Source organism: Streptomyces hokutonensis, assembly GCF_042751305.1.
GTDB lineage: Bacteria > Actinomycetota > Actinomycetes > Streptomycetales > Streptomycetaceae > Streptomyces > Streptomyces hokutonensis_A.
In genome coordinates this window covers 582,420-597,898 of sequence record NZ_JBHYWD010000001.1, presented here as the reverse complement: position 1 = coordinate 597,898, position 15,479 = coordinate 582,420, and the positions used below count along the sequence as shown (strand labels likewise).

Annotated in this window: 14 protein-coding genes; 8 read left to right on the top strand and 6 right to left on the bottom strand. The window is 72.7% G+C overall.

Features of this window, described 5'->3' with window-relative positions:
• Window positions 1-119: 119 nt before the first annotated feature.
• Window positions 120-1,511 (bottom strand): PepSY-associated TM helix domain-containing protein, encoded by a 1,392-nt coding sequence (locus ACFXC1_RS02690; protein ID WP_381237785.1) that lies wholly within the window; start codon window positions 1,509-1,511, stop codon window positions 120-122.
• A gap of 159 nt (window positions 1,512-1,670) precedes the next feature.
• On the opposite strand from ACFXC1_RS02690, the gene ACFXC1_RS02685 reads away from it, so the two are divergent.
• Window positions 1,671-2,315, top strand: coding sequence for a peptide deformylase (locus ACFXC1_RS02685; protein ID WP_381237782.1), 645 nt, complete (start codon window positions 1,671-1,673; stop codon window positions 2,313-2,315).
• Between the two features lie 14 nt (window positions 2,316-2,329).
• Here the strand turns inward: ACFXC1_RS02685 and ACFXC1_RS02680 are convergent, their stop codons facing one another.
• The gene (locus ACFXC1_RS02680) at window positions 2,330-3,760 is read right to left on the bottom strand and encodes a dihydrolipoyl dehydrogenase family protein (RefSeq protein WP_381237779.1); all 1,431 of its coding nucleotides are present in this window, start codon (window positions 3,758-3,760) and stop codon (window positions 2,330-2,332) included.
• Window positions 3,761-3,882: 122 nt separating this feature from the next.
• Here ACFXC1_RS02680 and trxA point away from each other — a divergent pair, with 122 nt between their 5' ends.
• The gene (gene trxA, locus ACFXC1_RS02675; RefSeq protein WP_019068403.1) at window positions 3,883-4,272 is read left to right on the top strand and encodes a thioredoxin; all 390 of its coding nucleotides are present in this window, start codon (window positions 3,883-3,885) and stop codon (window positions 4,270-4,272) included.
• 9 nt (window positions 4,273-4,281) lie between these two features.
• Here trxA and ACFXC1_RS02670 read toward each other — a convergent pair whose 3' ends face one another.
• A complete protein-coding gene (locus ACFXC1_RS02670; RefSeq protein ID WP_381237775.1) occupies window positions 4,282-5,718 on the bottom strand; it encodes a benzaldehyde dehydrogenase in 1,437 nt (478 codons plus the stop codon).
• A 197-nt stretch (window positions 5,719-5,915) separates the two neighbouring features.
• Window positions 5,916-6,950 (bottom strand): LacI family DNA-binding transcriptional regulator, encoded by a 1,035-nt coding sequence (locus tag ACFXC1_RS02665; protein WP_381239407.1) that lies wholly within the window; start codon window positions 6,948-6,950, stop codon window positions 5,916-5,918.
• A 140-nt stretch (window positions 6,951-7,090) separates the two neighbouring features.
• Between ACFXC1_RS02665 and ACFXC1_RS02660 the strand changes: the two genes are divergently transcribed.
• Window positions 7,091-7,765, top strand: coding sequence for a TetR/AcrR family transcriptional regulator (locus tag ACFXC1_RS02660; RefSeq protein WP_381237772.1), 675 nt, complete (start codon window positions 7,091-7,093; stop codon window positions 7,763-7,765).
• A gap of 35 nt (window positions 7,766-7,800) precedes the next feature.
• A complete protein-coding gene (locus tag ACFXC1_RS02655; RefSeq protein WP_381237769.1) occupies window positions 7,801-8,937 on the top strand; it encodes an FAD-dependent oxidoreductase in 1,137 nt (378 codons plus the stop codon).
• Window positions 8,938-8,944: 7 nt separating this feature from the next.
• Here the strand turns inward: ACFXC1_RS02655 and ACFXC1_RS02650 are convergent, their stop codons facing one another.
• The gene (locus ACFXC1_RS02650) at window positions 8,945-9,625 is read right to left on the bottom strand and encodes a TetR/AcrR family transcriptional regulator (protein ID WP_381237766.1); all 681 of its coding nucleotides are present in this window, start codon (window positions 9,623-9,625) and stop codon (window positions 8,945-8,947) included.
• 102 nt (window positions 9,626-9,727) lie between these two features.
• Here ACFXC1_RS02650 and ACFXC1_RS02645 point away from each other — a divergent pair, with 102 nt between their 5' ends.
• Window positions 9,728-10,291, top strand: a complete 564-nt coding sequence (locus ACFXC1_RS02645) for an NAD(P)H-dependent oxidoreductase (RefSeq protein WP_381237763.1) — start codon at window positions 9,728-9,730, stop codon at window positions 10,289-10,291.
• Between the two features lie 73 nt (window positions 10,292-10,364).
• Here the strand turns inward: ACFXC1_RS02645 and ACFXC1_RS02640 are convergent, their stop codons facing one another.
• On the bottom strand, window positions 10,365-11,246 hold the full coding sequence (locus ACFXC1_RS02640; protein WP_381237760.1) for an LLM class F420-dependent oxidoreductase: 882 nt from the start codon (window positions 11,244-11,246) through the stop codon (window positions 10,365-10,367).
• A 214-nt stretch (window positions 11,247-11,460) separates the two neighbouring features.
• Here ACFXC1_RS02640 and ACFXC1_RS02635 point away from each other — a divergent pair, with 214 nt between their 5' ends.
• The 3 genes from ACFXC1_RS02635 (at window position 11,461) to ACFXC1_RS02625 (ending at window position 15,326) form a co-directional block, all read left to right on the top strand.
• Window positions 11,461-12,435 (top strand): alpha/beta hydrolase, encoded by a 975-nt coding sequence (locus ACFXC1_RS02635; RefSeq protein ID WP_381237757.1) that lies wholly within the window; start codon window positions 11,461-11,463, stop codon window positions 12,433-12,435.
• A gap of 227 nt (window positions 12,436-12,662) precedes the next feature.
• Window positions 12,663-13,763 carry a helix-turn-helix domain-containing protein gene (locus ACFXC1_RS02630; RefSeq protein ID WP_381237754.1) on the top strand — a complete coding sequence of 367 codons (1,101 nt, stop codon included), beginning with the start codon at window positions 12,663-12,665 and terminating at the stop codon, window positions 13,761-13,763.
• A gap of 222 nt (window positions 13,764-13,985) precedes the next feature.
• Window positions 13,986-15,326 carry a jacalin-like lectin gene (locus ACFXC1_RS02625; RefSeq protein WP_381237751.1) on the top strand — a complete coding sequence of 447 codons (1,341 nt, stop codon included), beginning with the start codon at window positions 13,986-13,988 and terminating at the stop codon, window positions 15,324-15,326.
• Window positions 15,327-15,479: the final 153 nt, after the last annotated feature.

Below are 15,479 nucleotides of genomic sequence, written 5' to 3'. Positions count from 1 at the left end.
CCTCCCCCCCGGCGGCGGGCCGGGCGCGCCTGTTCTTGTATCGCTCATTGCGCCGGGGCCCCCGCCCCGCGCGCCCCCCCCCCCCCCCCCCCCCCCCCCGCCCCCCTCCGCATGTGTCGTCAATTCGCGTACGTCCGGCGGCCCTTGCGGTGGGCCACCTCGCCCAGCACCACGTCCACCGCGACGAACGCGGCCAGCGGGATACCCAACAGCGGGACGAAATAGCCGAGTACGGCGATCACCGCCAGGCACGGGACGAGGACCAGGGGGGACAGCTGGGCCCAGGCGCCGCGCGGGATCGGGCGGCCGAAGGAGGAACCCCGGCCGCGCTGCCACCACATACGGTAGCCCCACACGATCAGCAGGATCAGGGAGGCGGCGAGCAGCATCAGGGCTATCTGGTTGGCCAGGCCGAAGAGGACGCCGGTGTGCAGGTCGATGCCCCAGCGGGTCAGTTTGGCGAGCAACGGGTAGTCGGCGAAGCGGAGTTCGTCGGTCACCTTGCCGGTGGTGGGGTCGACGGCGACCGTGTCCTGTTTCTCGGGCCAGCTGCGCTGGACCTGTTTGACGACGTACGTCGAGTTCGCGTCGGCGGGCGGGACGATCTCGACGGGGTTGCCCAGCCCCTCGGCCCGCGCGGCGGCGAGGATCTTGTCGAGGCCGACTCCGTGTTCGGCGTCGCCGGTCGCGGTGGAGCCGCCGTGGCCCGCGTGTTCACCGCTCGCGGCGGCGGACACGGAGGGCGTGGACTGGCCCAGGGAGGTGCGGAGTTCGTCGATGTTGGCGCCCGCGTACGTCGACCAGGTCAGTCCGGTCGCCGAGAGGAAGATGAAACCGGCGGCGGCCCAGACGCCCACCGTGCCGTGCAGGCCGAGGGTGCGGCGCCGTCCGCTGGTGCCACGCACCTTGCGCAGGGCGCGGCGGCGGGAGAACCACAGGACAAGGCCGCCGGCCGAGATGACCCACAGCCAGCTCGCGGCGAACTCGCTGTACAGGCGGCCGGTTTCGCCGAGGTTCAGATTACGGTGCAGGTCGTCGATCCAGGTGCGCAGCGGGAGCGCGCCGGTCGAGCCGTACTGTTCCAGCGCGCCGCGCACCTTCCCGGTGTACGGGTCGACGAACACCGCGAGGGTGTGGTCGGAGCGGACGCCCTCGACGCCGGAGAGCATGACGCGGGTGGTGGCGCCGGCCTCCGGGGAGGGCCGGACCGCCGAGACCGTGCCCTCGGGGTGTGCTTTGCGGGCGGCGGCCACCTGCTCCGATATCGGCAGCTCGCGGTCACCGACGGGGACGGTCAACTCATGGGCGTACACGATCCGTTCGGCCTGGAAGGCACCGGCGTACAGGAAGCCGGTGGTCGCGGCGACGAGCAGGAACGGGGCGACGAGCACTCCGGCGTAGAAGTGCAGGCGCAGGATCAGGGGGCGGAGCGGGGCCCAGCGGCTGGCGGACGGTGCCGGGGCGGGCTCCTGCGGGACCTCGGCCGGAGCGGTCGAGGGAGCGGTGGACATGAGCGGGCTTCTCCGGGTGGCAGGGGACGAGGAGGCGGGCGGAGGTGTGTCGTAGCCGTAGTGGTCCAGTAGTCGGCGGGCGGAGGCGCCGAGTTCCCGCGGGCTGGAGTGGCGTGCGTCACGTTCGGGTCGCGGTGGAGGTCATGACATCCTGGCGCGATGGCACTTCTCAGTGATCGCGCGCCCCTGGCCGACCGAGTCGAGGAACTCCTCGCCGTCGGCGGTCCGTTGCCCATCGTCTCGGCCGGTGACCCGGTGCTCCGGCACGGAACCGAGCCGTTCGACGGCCAGTTGGAGCCCGCGCTGCTCGCCCGGTTCATTGAGGCGCTGCGCGTGACCATGCACGCGGCGCCGGGTGTGGGCGTCGCGGCCCCGCAGGTCGGGGTGGAGCTGCGGATCGCGGTGATCGAGGACCCGGCGCCGGTGCCGGACGAGGTGCGGGTGGTGCGCGGGCGGGTGCCGCAGCCGTTCCGGGTGCTGGTCAATCCGGCGTACGAGCCGGTCGGCGACGGACGGGCCGCGTTCTTCGAGGGATGCCTGAGCGTGCCGGGCTGGCAGGCCGTGGTGGCGCGGCACGCCTCGGTGCGGCTGACCGGGCAGGACGAGCACGGGCGGGCGGTGGACGAGGTGTTCACCGGGTGGCCCGCGCGGATCGTGCAGCACGAGACGGATCATCTCGACGGCATGCTCTATCTGGACCGGGCCGAGCTGCGCTCGCTGTCGTCCAACGAGGCGATGGCGGAGCGCTGGGCGCAGCCGGCACCGGTCGAGGCGTCGGCTGCGCTCGGCTTTCAACTGCCGTAGGGCAGCAGGGGTGTTCAGCCCCGGTAGGCCTCCAGCAGGCGGAGCCACACCTCGCTGATCGTGGGGTAGGACGGGACCGCGTGCCACAGGCGGTTGATCGGGACCTGGCCGGCTACGGCGATGGTCGCGGAGTGGATCAGTTCGCCGACGCCGGGGCCGACGAAGGTGACGCCGCGCAGGGTCTCGTCGTCGAGGTCGACGATCATGCGGGCGCGGCCCCGGTAGCCGTCGGCGTAGAGGCCGGCGCCGGCGACCGAGGAGAACTCGACGTCGACGGCGCGGACGCGGTGGCCGGCGGCCTCCGCCTCGGCGAGGGAGAGGCCGACGGCCGCGGCCTCCGGGTCGGTGAAGACGACCTGGGGTACGGCGTCGTGGTCGGCGGTGGCCGCGTGGGCGCCCCACGGGTCGGTCTCCAGCAGCGGCACTCCGGAGGCGCGGGCGGCGATCGCGGCGCCCGCGATGCGTGCCTGGTACTTGCCCTGGTGGGTGAGGAGGGCGCGGTGGTTGACGTCGCCGACGGCGTACAGCCAGTCGCTGTCCTGGACGCGCAGCGAGTCGTCCACCGGCAGCCAGGAGCCCGGCTCCAGGCCGATCGTGTCGAGGCCGATGTCGTCGGTCTTCGGGGCGCGTCCGGTGGCGAAGAGGATCTCGTCGGCCTCGATGCGGTCGCCGCTGTCGGTGACGGCGACGACGGAGCCGTTCTCGCGGGTCACCGCCGTGACGGACGTGCCGGTGCGCAGGTCTACGCCTGCCTCGCTCAGCGCGTCGGCGACCAGTTCGCCGGCGAAGGGCTCCATGCGGGGCAGCAGGCCCTTGCCGCGGACGAGGAGGGTGACCCGGGAGCCGAGGGCCTGCCAGGCGGTGGCCATCTCGACGGCGACGACCCCGCCGCCGACCACGATCAGCCGGCCGGGCGCGGCCTGGGCGCTGGTGGCCTCGCGGCTGGTCCAGGGCTTGACGTCGGCGAGTGCGGGCAGGTCGGGGAGGAGGGCGCGGGTGCCGGTGCAGACCGCGACGGCGTGCCGCGCGGTGAGGACGTGCCGTACGCCGTCGGGGCCGGTGACCGTCACCCGGCGGGGGCCGTCGAGGCGGCCGTGGCCGCGGTAGAGGTCGGCGCCGATGCCGTCGAGCCAGCGGACCTGGCCGTCGTCCTTCCAGCCCGAGGCCTCGTAGTCGCGGTGGGCGAGGACCGCGGCGGTGTCGAGGGGGCCCTGGACGAGATGGCCGAGGCCGGGCACGCGGCGGGCGTCGGCGCGGGCTATCACCGGGCGCAGCAGGGCCTTGCTGGGCATGCAGGCCCAGTACGAACACTCGCCGCCGATGAGTTCGTTCTCCACGACCGCGGTGGAGAGACCGGCCGCACGGGTGCGGTCGGCGACGTTCTCCCCCACGGGCCCGGCCCCGACCACCACGACGTCGTACTCGATGGATTCCGTTTCCGTCATGGGGCCAGTCTGCTGGGTGGTGTGCGCTGAGGCCACACGGGTAGGGGCGCGGAATACGGGCCCGGACGACCGTGTTGTCCGGGACGGCTTCGCCCCCACATCGAGGAAGAGGGAATCAGGTCATGAGCAGCAGCACCGTGGAGCTCACCAAGGAGAACTTCGACCAGACGGTCACGGACAACGACTTCGTCCTGATCGACTTCTGGGCGTCCTGGTGCGGGCCGTGCCGTCAGTTCGCCCCGGTCTACGAGAAGGCGGCCGAGGACAACCCCGACCTCGTCTTCGGCAAGATCGACACCGAGGCCCAGCCCGAGCTGGCCGCGGCCTTCGGCATCCAGTCGATCCCCACGCTGATGATCGTCCGTGACCGTGTCGCCGTGTTCGCCCAGCCCGGCGCGCTGCCGGAGGCCGCACTGACGGACGTCATCGGCCAGGCCCGCAAGCTCGACATGGACGAGGTCCGCAAGTCGGTCGCCGAGCAGCAGGCGCAGGCCGAGCAGAACGGCAAGTAAGCAGCCCTCTCAGAACGGGTACGACGCCACGTCTGCGCGCACCGTCGTCCAGCGCACGTCGGTGAAGGCCTCGATATTGGCCTCGCCGCCGAAGCGGGCGCCGGTGCCGGACGCGGCGACCCCGCCGAAGGGTGCCACGGCCTCGTCGTTGACGGTCTGGTCGTTGATGTGGACGATCCCGGTCGGGATGCGTTCCGCCAGGTCCAGGCCGCGGGCCGCGTCGCGCGTGACGATGCCGAGCGACAGGCCGTACGGTCCGGTCGCGGCCAGCGCCGCCGCCTCCTCGGGGGTGGCGAAGGACCGTACCGGCGCCACCGGGCCGAAGACCTCCTCCGCGTAGGCGGGGGTGTCGTCGTCGACGCCCGCGAGGACGGTCGGCCGGTAGAAGAGGTCCTCGTGCGTGCCGCCCGCCGCGAGCCTGGCGCCGCTCGCCGTACTGGCCTCGACGAGGCCGTGGATCTTGGCGAGTTGGGCACCGTCGATGATCGGGCCCAGGTGGACCTGCGCACGGTGCGGGTCGCCCACGGCCAGCGACTCGGCCTTGGCGGCGAGGCGTTCGACGTACTCCTCGTAGAGCGACTCGTGGACGAGATGGCGCCCGGTCGTCATGCAGATCTGGCCCTGGTGGAAGAACGAACCCCAGGCCGCCGTCGAGATCACCGCGTCCAGGTCCGCGTCCGCCAGCACGATCAGGGCCGAGTTCCCGCCCAACTCCAGGTGTGCGCGCTTGAGATGACGCCCCGCCGCCTCACCGACCGCGCGCCCGGCGGCAGTTGAGCCGGTGAAGGAGATGACGGGCACCTGCGGGTCGGCGACCAGTGCGGCCCCCACCTCCGCGCCGCCGGGCAGGACTTGGAGGAGTTCTTCGGGCAGGCCCGCCTCCGCGAAGACCGCCGCGAGGGCCAGCCCTCCGCAGACCGCCGTGCGCGGGTCCGGCTTGAGGACGACCGCGTTGCCGAGGGCGAGCGCCGGGGCGACCGAGCGGATGGAGAGGATCAGCGGGGCGTTGAACGGCGCGATCACGCCGACGACGCCGACCGGGACACGCCGGGTGTACGACAGCCGGGGCGCCTCCGAGGGGAGGACCTGGCCTGCGGGGCGGGAGGCGAGCGCGGCGGCCTCGTAGCACTCCTGGGCGGCGACGTGCAGTTCGAAGTCCGCCTTGCCGGGGATCGACCCGGACTCCCGCACCAGCCACTCGCGCAGCTCCTCGGCGTGCGCGGCGAACAGGTCGCCGGCCCTGCGCAGCACTCCGGCGCGGACGAAGTGCGGGACGCGCGCCCACTCGGTCTGCGCGGCTGAGGCCGCCTGTACGGCAGGGCGTATGTCCTCGGCCGCGGCGAGCGTGACGGTGGCGAGCTGGTCGCCGGTGGCGGGCTCGGTGACCGGGTACTCGGGGCCCGACAGGGGGCGGGACTGCCAGATCTTGGGGTCGAGCAGGGGCATGGCGGCTCTCCGATCCGTCAACGGCGGGACCCGCGCGGGTAGTTGGAGTCCCGGGGCGCTCGCGTGACGGGATGCGGTGATCCGGCGCAGACGTCTGAGACCGCATCCGTGATCGAACGCACCCCCGTCTGGTTGAGCACGCAACATTCTAGTCGCGTACGGCGGGTTCGCCCCGGCCCGCGTTCGCCGGATCCGGTTCAGCTGGAGTCGCGGTGCACCACCTTGGCGCCGAGCAGTTCGTGCACGGCCGGCACCGAGCCGGGGTCGCGTACCGCGTTGTCGACCAGTTCGGCGAGGTCACGGCCGGACGGGAGCTGGATGTGGACGGTGCTCAGGCGCGGTCGCAGCAGCCGGCCGATCATCAGGTCGTCGGCGCCGACCACGGCGGTGTCCTCGGGGATGCGGACGCCCTCGTCCTGGAGGGCGCGCATCAGCAGCATCGCGTACTCGTCGTTGTACGCGAACACCGCGTCGAGGCCGAGAGCGCGCCACTGGGCTGCGGTCTTCGCGGCGCTCTCCTCGCTGTAGGCGAGCGGGAGTTCGGTCACCGTGGCGTCCGTGCCGAACAGGGCGCGGCGCACTCCTTCGAGGCGGGGCCGGGAGAAGACCCCCATGCCAGGCTCCTCGGGCACGACCACGCCGATCCGGCGCCGGCCGCGGTCGTAGAGGTGCTCGCCCGCGCAGCGGCCGACGCCCTCGTGGTCCAGGAGCATGACGTGTGCGCCCTCGATCGGCTCCGAGCCGAGCGTGAGGACGGCGCGCGCCCCGGAGCGCTTGAGGACCGCGACGCCCTGCGGGCCGAGTCCGGCGCCGGGCACCAGGACGGCGACCGGGCGGAGTTCGGCCCAGGCGCGGGCGGCCTCGTCGCCGCGCAGACCGACGGAACCGTGCTGCACGACCGTGTAGTCGAGGCGGCTGAGCGCCCACTGGAGTTCGTTGATGAACTGGCTGTAGAGGAGCCCCACTTGCATGGGCGGCGCCGGCATCAGCACCATCCGGCTGTGTCCGGCGCGCAGGCTGCGGGCCGCCGCGTGCGGGACGTACCCCAGTTCCTTGGCGGCCTCGTGGACGCGGCGGCGGGTGGGCTCGCTGATCCGTACGGCGCTGGTGTTGTTGAGGACGTAGGAGACGGTCGCGCGTGAGACGCCGGCCAGGCGGGCCACATCGGCGCTCGTGGGCACGGAGCGCGGTGCGGGCGACGGGGCTGCGGGCGTTTTCGGTATCTGCACCATGACGTACGGCATCTTGGCAGAAGCCGGGACCGGGCAGCGCGGCGGGGGAACGGTCGTCACGACAGCGACATGGTCCGGGATTTTACGAACATGTTCGTCACGACCTTGTTCGTAGCGAACATGTTCGTTACGGTGGAGGCATGACAGCTCGCCCCGAGACCCCGCGAAGCCGCCGCGAACGCCCGGCGAAACCCGCCCTGAGCAGGGCAGGCATCGTCGCCGCCGCGGTGGCGGTGCTGCGCGCCGAAGGTCTGCAGAAGGTCACCATGCGGCGCCTGGCCCAGGAGCTCGACACCGGTCCGGCCTCGTTGTACGTGTACGTCCGCAACACCGCGGAGCTGCACGCGGCGGTCCTGGACGAACTGCTCGGCACGATCGGGCCCGTCCCCGCCGAGGGCTCCTGGCGTGAGCGCCTGGAACAGGTCCTCACCGCGTACACCGCGATGCTCCTCCAGCACCCGAGCCTCGCCCGCTCGGCACTGACGGCCTGGCCCAGCGGGCCGCACTACCTGAACCTGATCGAGACCCTGCTCGCCCTGCTCGACGAGGGAGGCGTCCCGCCCGCGCAGGCCGCGTGGGGCGTGGACCTGCTGCTCCAGCAGGCCACCGCGACGGCCGCCGAGCACTCGGCCGACGACACCGCCCGGGACGACTGGGACGCCCTGACCGAAGCCCTGCGCACTGTCTCCGACCGGACCCACCCGCACATCGCGGCCCGTTCGGCGGAGCTGCTCGCGGGAGCGCCCGAGGCCCGGCTGTCCTGGATGTTCCAGACGCTCATCACCGGCATCGAGCGGACCGCCGTGCCCGACTGACACCCCGACTCCCTTCCTCTTCAAGGAGGTTCACCATGACCACCCCTCACCACCCCCTCGCGATCATCGGCGGCGGACTCGGCGGGCTCACACTCGCGCGGGTCCTGCACGTCAACGGCGTCGAGGCCACCGTCCTCGACCTCGACGCCTCCCCCGCCGCGCGCACCCAGGGCGGCATGCTCGACATCCACGAGGACTCGGGACAGCCGGCGCTGCGCGCGGCAGGCCTGTACGAGGAGTTCCGGGCCCTGGTCCACCCGGGCGGCGAGGCCACCCGCGTCCTCGACAAGGCGGCCACGGTCCTGCTGGACGATCCCGACGACGGCACCAGCGGACGCCCCGAGATCGACCGCGGTCAACTGCGCGACCTGCTGCTGGGCTCCCTGCCCGAGGGCACCGTCCGCTGGGGCGCGAAGGTCACCGGCGCCCGCCCGCTGGACGGCGGCCGGCACGAGGTGACGCTCGCGGACGGCACCTCCTTCACCACCGACCTGCTGATCGGCGCGGACGGCGCCTGGTCCCGGGTGCGTGCCCTGCTCTCGGACGCGCGGCCCGCGTACACCGGTATCTCGTTCGTCGAGGCGGACCTGCCGGACGCCGACCTACGGCATCCGGTGAGCGCCGAAGTGGTCGGCGGCGGCATGCTGATGGCGCTCGGCGCGGGCAAGGGCTTCCTGGCCCACCGCGAGACCGACGGAAGCCTGCACATCTATGCGGCGCTCGCCGTCCCGGAGGACGAGTTCGACGGCGTCGACTTCACGGACACCGAGGCGGCGAAGGCGTACACGCTCGGACACTTCGACGACTGGGACAGGAGCCTGCGGGCGCTGCTCGGTGACGCGGACGGGCCGCTGACCCCGCGGCGGATCCACGCGCTGCCGATCGGGCACCGCTGGGACCGGGTGCCCGGGGTCACGCTGCTGGGCGACGCGGCCCATCTGATGTCCCCGTTCGCGGGCGTCGGCGCCAACCTGGCGATGCTCGACGGGGCCGAACTGGGCCTCGCGCTGGCCGCGCACCCGGGCGACACCGAGGCCGCGCTCGCCGCCTACGAGGAGAAGCTGTTCCCGCGCGGCGAGGAGGCCGCGGCGGACTCGGCGGCCAACGGCGAGCTGATGTTCCGGGCCGACGCCCCGCAGGGCATCCTCGACATGTTCGCCGGTCACGCCTGAGGCGGGCTCAGCAGGGCGGGGGCGTGGCGGTCAGGCGGGCGACGAGGTCGAGCCAGCCGGCCTCGAGACGCTCCATGGGCATCCCGCACTGCCTGGTCAGATGGTTGATCAGGGCGGGGTCGAGATACGCCATGAGCGGCTGGGCGAGCAGTTCGCAGTCGGCGTCGGGCAGGATCTGCCGGAGCAGCATGGTGACGTGGGTGCGCAGCGCCAGGAGCGCGGTGTGGGAGAACCGGCGGGCCGGGTCCGGCTGTGCGGCCAGTTCCAGGTCCAGCTGTTCCGCCGAGCGGTACAGGACCGCCGCACCGAACGCCCGCAGCCGCTCCACCGGGGGCGCTCCGGGGCCCAGCGGCGGCGGGCCGCCCATGAAATCGGCCTGGAGCGTCTTCGCCGAGTGGTCCAGCAGGGCCATCAGCAGGCCGGTGCGGTCGCCGAAACGGCGGAAGACGGTCCCCTTGCCGACCTGGGCCGCGGTGGCCACCGCCTCCATGGTGACGCCGGCCACTCCGTGCTCCGCGATCAGGCGGGCGGCGGCCTCAAGGAGCTTGGCGCGGTTGCGGGCCGCGTCGGCGCGCAGGCACGGCTCGTCGCCGAAGGAGCGGACCTCCAGCAACTGGGGCTCGCGTATGGACTCCTCGGGCTTCGGAAAGGGCGGCAGAGCGCTGGACATGAAGACAGCGTAAAGCACCGGGAATGAAACTGGACCGCGGTCCGCTTAGGCTGGTACAACTTTTAAGCGGACCTCGGTCCGGATCGTAACGGCAGTGTTTCAGTCCCCCTTGGAGTTCCCATGTCTGTTCGTATCCTCGCGCTCGTCGGCAGCCTGCGTGCCGGCTCGCACAACCGCCAGCTCGCCGAGGCCGCCGTGAAGTTCGCGCCCGAGGGCTCCGACATCGAGATCTTCGAGGGTCTCGCCGACATCCCGTTCTACAACGAGGACATCGACGTCGAGGGCAGTGTCCCGGCCGCCGCCGCCAAGCTGCGCGCCGCCGCCGGCGAGGCGGACGGGTTCCTCTTCTTCTCCCCCGAGTACAACGGCACCATCCCGGCCGTCCTGAAGAACGCCATCGACTGGCTGTCCCGCCCCTACGGCGCCAGCGGCTTCGGCGGCAAGCCGGTCGTCGTGGTCGGCACCGCCTACGGCCAGTTCGGCGGTGTGTGGGCGCAGGACGAGGCCCGCAAGGCCGTGGGCATCGCCGGCGGCAAGGTGATCGAGGAGCTCAAGCTCTCGATCCCCGGCTCCGTGGTCCGCTTCGCCGAGACCCACCCGTCCGAGGACGCCGAGGTCGTCGCCCAGCTGACCGAGGTCCTCTCCCAGCTGAAGGGCCACGCGGGCGAGGCCGTCGCCGCCTGATCGAGGCCTCTTGCTGCACCGTGAAAGGGGCCGGAGTTCCTATGAACTCCGGCCCCTTTCATGTCGGTTGACGTCAGTCCAGTTCGGCCAGGCGCGGTACCACCGGCGCCACGAACCGCTCGATCCACTCGGCCGGCTCGCCCGTGCGCGGGCCCAGGATCACCGCGTCGATCCCGAGCTTCGTGAAGCCGGTGATCTCCCGCAGGAAGGCGTCGGTGTCCCCCGTGGTGACGGACTCCCCGGTGTGGACGATCGTCTTGCGGATACGGTCGTAGTCGCGCCCCAGCCGGTCGCAGTGCCCGCGCAGCACCTCCAGCTTGTGCCGCAGCTCGTCCGGTGTCGACACGATCAGGTTGCAGGCGTCGGCGTACTGGGCGACCAGCCGCAGGGTCTTCTTCTCTCCACCGCCGCCGATCATGATCTCGGGGTGCGGGCTGCTGACCGGCGCGGGCACGCACAGGGTCTCGGCGAGCCGGTAGTGCTTGCCCTCGAAGGGGCCGTTGGCCTCCGGGTCCCACATCTGCAGACAGATCCGCAGGGTCTCCTCCAGCCGCTCGAAACGCTCCGCGACCGGCGGGTAGGGCACGCCGAGACCGTGGTGCTCACGGTCGTACCAGGCCGCCCCGATGCCGAGCGTGGCCCGGCCGCCGGAGAGCACGTCGAGGGTGGTGGCGATCTTCGCGAGCAGCCCCGGATTCCGGTACGTCACACCGGTCACCAGCGCGCCGAGCCGGACGGTGGAGGTGTGGCCGGCCAGGAATCCCAGCGTCGTGTAGGCCTCCAGCATGGCGTCCTCGGCGCCGCCGTTGAACTCCATCTGGAAGTAGTGGTCCATCACCGAGAGCCAGCTGACGCCCGCCGCCTCGGCCGCGGCGCCGGCGGCGGCCAGCTCGGGCCCGATCGCCGCGGGCCCTCCGGGATGGTTGAACCGGTTGATGTGCACACCGACCCGCATGTCCGACTCCGTTCCACAGTTCGCCCGGACCTTCACCGTCCTTCGTGACGGTAGGTCTTCGAGCGTTCTCGAAGTCAAGCGCTCTGCGGCGGACGGAACGGCCGGGCACCCGCCGTCCGGCGGAGAGGTTCCGCCGGACGGCGGCGGGTGGATCGGGGGTAGACGCGCGGAGTATGACCGTACGAGCCGCCGCACCCAGCGTCAGGAGAAGCGCATGACGTCAGCCCCGCCCCCGTTCGACCCCGAACTCGCCGCAGCCCTGGAGTTGATCAAGGAGTTCATCTCGCCCGGGATGTCGCTGGAGGACATCGAGGAGGTCCGCCGGGGTCCGGGGATCGCACAGTTGGCCGCGATGGATCTGACCCTGGACGGGGCCTTCGACATCGAGGACCGCGAGGTGGCGGGTCCGGTGGGCGAGCCCGCCGTCACGCTGCTGATCGGCCGCCCGACCGCGCCCGCGACGGCCGGACCGCTGCCCGTCATCTACCACGTGCACGGCGGCGGCATGGTGCTCGGCGACCGGCGGGTCGGGGTGACCGGGGCGCTGGAGTACGCGCGGGAGCTGGACGCGGTGGTGGTGTCGGTGGAGTACCGGCTGGCGCCCGAGCATCCGCATCCGGCGCCGATCGAGGACGTGTACGCCGGTCTGCTGTGGACGGCGGAGCACGCGAAGGAGATCGGCGGCGACCCGGAGCGGATCGTCATCATGGGCGCGAGCGCCGGCGGCGGGCTGTCGGCCGCGCTTGCCCTGCTCACCCGGGACCGCGGCGGCCCGCGCCCGATCGGCCAGTTGCTGCTGTGCCCGATGCTCGACGACCGCAACGACACCCCGTCCGCGCACCAGATGGCCGGCGTCGGCGTCTGGGACCGCACGGCCAACGAGACCGGCTGGACCGCGCTCCTCGGCGACCGCCGCGGCGGCCCCGACGTGTCCCCGTACGCCGCACCGGCCCGCGCCGAGGACCTCAGCGGCCTGCCCCCGGCCTTCCTCGACGTCGGCTCGGCGGAGACCTTCCGCGACGAGGTCGTCGCCTACGCGTCCCGTCTCTGGCAGGCGGGCGGCGTCGCCGAACTCCACGTCTGGCCCGGCGGCTTCCACGGCTTCGACGGCTTCGCCCCGCAGGCGGCACTGTCGCAGGCGGCCCGGGCCGCCCATCTGGCCTGGCTGCGGCGGCTGTTGGGGGCATAGGCGGGCGGGCGGCCTCCGTACGAGGCCGCAGGCCCGGGGGGAGCGATCGGAGGCCGCTGTCGGCGCGCGCACGGTGACGGGTCGTCCCGGTCGGCGCCGGTGGCCCGCGTCTCCCGGAGTCCGGAGGCATTCCACCCGTCGCCTCCGCACTCCCCCGCGCCCCGCGTCCTCGACGGAACCTTGTCCGCGGACTCCTCCACACCCGTTCCATGACGCACCATGGAGATATGAAAGAGCTGGCCGGGCGCCTGACCGCGCTGGATCCGGACGCCGGTGCCGCCGTCCAGGTCATCGGGTACTTCGATCGGCTCGCCGAGTCGCGGGCCGGTCTCGAGGCGCTGGTGCGTGGCGCGGCGGTGCTGGCCGGGTGTGCCGCGCGACTGGTCGACGCCGAACGGCGGGTGCGGGTGCGGGTCGAGGCGGACGGCACGCGCAGGGACAGCGAGTCGCCGCCGGATCCCTCCTGGCCGTCTTTCGCGCTGACCCCGGGCGGGGCCTCCGCGCTGTGGCTGGAGCGTACGGCGGAGGCGGCGCCCAGTGTCGTCGACGCGGTGATCCTGGAGCGGGCGGCCGGCGTTGCACGGCTCGTGCTCGACCGCACCCGGGGCCGGGTGCCCGCCGACGATCCGGAGCTGGTGGAGACGCTGCTCGACGCCACGGCCCCGGAACCGGCCCGGCTGCACGCGGCCCGCCGCCTCGGCCTGGACGTGGCCGACCCCGCGACCCGGGCCCGTGTCGTCGCCCCGCTGGACCGGCCGCCCCGGGTCGTCGTCGCGCCGCGGGACACCGGTACGCACGGCGGCGGGCGGCCCGCGTCGGCAGCGCCGCACCCTGACGGCGGCCCGCAGCCGACTCCGGCACACCCGCAACCACTCCCGCCGGACACCGAGCTGCCCGCCGGACGGCTGGGCATCGGGCCCGCCGTCCCCGTACTGGACCTGCCCCGCTCGTGGGCCGCCGCCCGCACCGCCCTCCGCTTCACCGCCGACGGAACCGCGCAGGACCCCGGCGAGCGGATCGTGCACGCCGACGCGCTCGGCGGCATCGCGCTCCTCGCCGACCTGGTCGTACCGGGTGCCGAACCGCCGCCCGACGTCCACGACTTGGAAGCGGCGGCGGCGAACGCGCCCTGGCTGCTGGCCACTCTGCACGCGGTCGCCGCCACCACGAGCCTGCGCGCGGCGGCCGCCGAGATCAACGTCCATCACTCCACGCTCCAGGACCGGTTGACCCACGCGGAGTCCCTGCTGGGCTGGCCGGTACGCACTCCGCAGGGGCGGCTGCGGCTGCAACTGGCGCTGACGATGCGGCATTTGGCGCGGCCGTAGCAGCCGGGCCGGTTGAGCGGTTACCGGCGGTCCATGCCCCGGGCGCTATCCGCCCGCACCGTCAACAAACGGGCGCACAAGGGGACTTGGCCATCCCCGCGTCACGCGGAATTCCCGATTCAGTGCGGTCGGAGGGGAGCCACAGCAAGCGCTTGTCGCTACATTGCGACATGACCGCCGCACCACCCTCCCCCTCTGTCACTCCGCAGGAGGCACTTCCCCATGCGCAGACTTCTCGCCTGTCTGGCGACCGCTGCCGCGGCCCTGGGCGGGCTCACGGTGGCTGCCGCCACGCCGGCCGCCGCCGCGACCTCGGGCAGTTTCAGCGTGCTCAGCTACAACGTCGCCGGGCTGCCCGAGTCGCTGTCCAGCGCCTCGACGCCGCGCGACACGAGCACCACCGCGATCGGCACGCGCATCGCCCCGTACGACATCGTGAACGTGCAGGAGGACTTCAACTACCACGCCTACCTGTACTCCACCGACACCCACCCCTACCGCACCGCGACCAGCGGCGGCGCGGGCATCGGCAGCGGGCTCAACACCGTCTCCAACTACGCCTGGGACGGGGACGACTTCGAGCGCGTCCACTGGAACTCCTGCCAGATCGACTCGGGCGACTGCCTCACCCCCAAGGGCTTCACGTTCATGCGTGAGCGCCTCTCCGAGGGCGTGTACGTCGACTTCTACAACCTGCACACCAACGCCGGTACGAACGACGGCGACGAGGCCTCCCGCGCCGACAACCTCAGCCAGCTGACCTCGTTCATCAGCACCCACTCGGCGGGCAACGCCGTCGTGGTGATGGGTGACACGAACACCCGCTACACCCGCTCCGCCGACACGATCGCGGAGTTCGCCTCGAACAACGGGCTCACCGACGCCTGGGTCAAGCTGATCCGCGGCGGCGTCGCACCGGCCAAGGGCAGCGACGCGCTGGTGTGCGACCAGACCGGGGCGACCGTGCCCAACACCTGCGAGGTCGTGGACAAGGTCCTCTACCGCAGCAGCAAGCTGGTGACGCTCAACGCGACCTCGTACAACAACGAGCACGCCAAGTTCCTGACCTCGGACGGGCTGATGCTCTCCGACCACGACCCGATCACGGTCGGCTTCACCTGGTCGCAGAACGCGGACTTCCAGCTCAGCGACCAGTTCGGCGGCCCGCACGGCGACTACTACCAGGACCTCCCCAGCGTCCCGGCCGCCGCGCGCGCCACCAAGATCTCGCTGCGCTCCGGCTCCCGCGTCGACCAGGTCGGCATCACCCTCGCCAACGGCACCACGCTCACCCACGGCGGGACCGGCGGCACCGCGTCCTCGCTCACGCTGGGCAGCGGCGAGTACGTGACGTCGGCGTACCTGTGCGAGAGCAAGTACAACGACACCACGCGGATCTTCTACGCCAAGTTCACCACCAACCTGGGCAACACCCTGGCCGGTGGCACCACCACCTCGGACTGTGTGACCCGCACCGCCCCGTCCGGCTGGCAGATCGCCGGCTTCCACGGCCGCTCCGGCGACGAACTGGACAAGGTCGGCTTCATCTACACGAAGCGCTGACCGTCGTAGCGCCTGGCTTCCGGCCGCGGGGGGACCCCCCCCCCCGGGGGGGGGGGGCCCCGGCCCCCCCGCCCCCCCCCCCCCCCCCCCCCCGGCCCCCCCCCCCCCCCGCCAAGGGCGTGCGGGGCCGCTTAATGCGGTGGTCGCGGATGG

Coding starts and splice junctions, on each gene's coding strand:
- ACFXC1_RS02645 (WP_381237763.1), top strand. CDS start 9,728: ATGTCTGTTCGTATCCTCGCGCTCGTCGGCAGCCTGCGTGCCGGCTCG.
- ACFXC1_RS02640 (WP_381237760.1), bottom strand. CDS start 11,246: ATGCGGGTCGGTGTGCACATCAACCGGTTCAACCATCCCGGAGGGCCC.
- ACFXC1_RS02665 (WP_381239407.1), bottom strand. CDS start 6,950: ATGGTGCAGATACCGAAAACGCCCGCAGCCCCGTCGCCCGCACCGCGC.
- ACFXC1_RS02685 (WP_381237782.1), top strand. CDS start 1,671: ATGGCACTTCTCAGTGATCGCGCGCCCCTGGCCGACCGAGTCGAGGAA.
- ACFXC1_RS02625 (WP_381237751.1), top strand. CDS start 13,986: ATGCGCAGACTTCTCGCCTGTCTGGCGACCGCTGCCGCGGCCCTGGGC.
- trxA (WP_019068403.1), top strand. CDS start 3,883: ATGAGCAGCAGCACCGTGGAGCTCACCAAGGAGAACTTCGACCAGACG.
- ACFXC1_RS02670 (WP_381237775.1), bottom strand. CDS start 5,718: ATGCCCCTGCTCGACCCCAAGATCTGGCAGTCCCGCCCCCTGTCGGGC.
- ACFXC1_RS02660 (WP_381237772.1), top strand. CDS start 7,091: ATGACAGCTCGCCCCGAGACCCCGCGAAGCCGCCGCGAACGCCCGGCG.
- ACFXC1_RS02635 (WP_381237757.1), top strand. CDS start 11,461: ATGACGTCAGCCCCGCCCCCGTTCGACCCCGAACTCGCCGCAGCCCTG.
- ACFXC1_RS02690 (WP_381237785.1), bottom strand. CDS start 1,511: ATGTCCACCGCTCCCTCGACCGCTCCGGCCGAGGTCCCGCAGGAGCCC.
- ACFXC1_RS02655 (WP_381237769.1), top strand. CDS start 7,801: ATGACCACCCCTCACCACCCCCTCGCGATCATCGGCGGCGGACTCGGC.
- ACFXC1_RS02680 (WP_381237779.1), bottom strand. CDS start 3,760: ATGACGGAAACGGAATCCATCGAGTACGACGTCGTGGTGGTCGGGGCC.
- ACFXC1_RS02630 (WP_381237754.1), top strand. CDS start 12,663: ATGAAAGAGCTGGCCGGGCGCCTGACCGCGCTGGATCCGGACGCCGGT.